This is a genomic window from Peterkaempfera griseoplana, assembly GCF_001418575.1.
Taxonomy (GTDB): domain Bacteria; phylum Actinomycetota; class Actinomycetes; order Streptomycetales; family Streptomycetaceae; genus Peterkaempfera; species Peterkaempfera griseoplana.
This window is the reverse complement of sequence record NZ_LIQR01000731.1, coordinates 1-1,406: the sequence shown is the minus strand read 5'-3', so window position 1 is coordinate 1,406 and position 1,406 is coordinate 1. Positions and strand designations below refer to the sequence as shown.

At 73.6% G+C, this 1,406-nt stretch carries 1 protein-coding gene and 1 pseudogene; one reads left to right on the top strand and one right to left on the bottom strand.

Features of this window, described 5'->3' with window-relative positions; translation table 11 throughout:
- Window positions 1-180: 180 nt before the first annotated feature.
- Window positions 181-684 (top strand): annotated as a pseudogene (locus tag AOK09_RS42970) (ankyrin repeat domain-containing protein); the annotation flags it as partial.
- Between the two features lie 133 nt (window positions 685-817).
- On the opposite strand, the gene AOK09_RS36110 reads toward AOK09_RS42970, so the two are convergent.
- The gene (locus AOK09_RS36110; protein WP_055591398.1) at window positions 818-1,264 is read right to left on the bottom strand and encodes a metallopeptidase family protein; all 447 of its coding nucleotides are present in this window, start codon (window positions 1,262-1,264) and stop codon (window positions 818-820) included.
- Between the last annotated feature and the right edge of the window lie 142 nt (window positions 1,265-1,406).

The following is a 1,406-nucleotide window of genomic DNA, read 5'->3' as shown; positions in this document are numbered from 1 at the left end:
GGGCTTGGCGGTCACCCTGCGCGAGGAGGGCCTCTGTCTCTTTGGTGCCGGGCAAGGATGGTCGGTGTGACGGGTCGGGATCGGTTGGGGAGGGCCGCGGTGCACTATGCGGCCTGTGGCGGGGATATGGATGGGCCTGAGGGCGGTGTTGGCTGAGGGCGCCAGCCCGGGGCCGCTGATGCCGAGGGTTGGACTCCGCTGCATTTTGCTGCTCAGGCGCAGGTGCCCGCGGTCGTCGAAGTCCTGCCGGCCTCGGGTGCGGCGGTCGATGTCGTGGACCGTCATGGCAATACGCCGTTGTGGAGGGTGGTGTTCTGTTCGCGGGGCGACGGCAGGACGATTCGGCTCCTTCTGGAAGCCGGTGCCGACCCTGACCGGGACAACGTCCATGGCGTGAGCCCGAGGGCGCTGGCGGGGCGGATCGCCGACTATGGCGTGGCTGTTCACCTTCCGGTCGGCGGCGATGCTCCCTGCCGTACCCGGCTGGGCTTCGCGGAAGGTTCAGTCGCGGAGCAAGGCGAGGAGGACGTCGGCCCGGCGTCGGGCGAGGCAGAGCAGACCGGGGTGTGGTGCTTGCCGTCGGTGTCGTGGCTGCGCAAGGGGCTCACGTCGGGCGGGCGGTCCCTCCTCGCCGCAAGGCTGGCCGAGCCAGGGCCAGCCGAGCCCGACGGTCACCCTGGGTAGAGGTCACCCTGGGTGGTGGTCATTTCTGCCGGAGCGGGGGCTGCCGGGTCCGGGCCGCTGGACCGGGTGGTCAGCTGCGGAGGCCCACACCCCGTGGGCGGTGACCCCCGCGGGCAGTCCCCCCGGTGTGCGGTCACTCCTCGCCGTAGCGGGGGTCCACGGTGTCGGGGGAGAGCCCGAGCAGCTCGGCCACCTGCTCGACCACGATGTCGTGGACCAGCGCCGCCCGCTCGTCCCGGCCCTTGGCGCGGATCTCCACCGGGCGGCGGAAGACCACGATCCGGGTGGGGCGGTCCTTCGCAGCCGGGATCAGCCTGCCCAGCGGCACCGAGTCGCCCAGCGCGCTCGCCGCCTCCTCGGGCCCGGTCGGCGGCCAGGGCACCTCCTGCACCGCGAACTCCACCTCGCCCAGCTGCGGCCAGCGGCGCTCCAGGCGGTCCACGGAGTCGCGCACGAAGTCGTCGAAGATCTCCGCCCGGCTCAGCGCGATGGGGACCTGCGGCGGCGCCAGCGGGCCGCGCAGCCCGCGACCGTGCCGGTCGCGGCGCCGTGGCCGTGGTGGGTGTGCGGACCTGTCCATATCACGCAAGAGCCTAGGCCCTCCCAGCCCACCGCACGAGCAACCCCGGCGCAGATCCTCCGCGCGGCCGCCGCCCGGTGTTCCCCAGGTCCACCCGGGCGCGGATGGCCCTTTGCGGCCACGGGCGGCGGCCGGGGCGGGT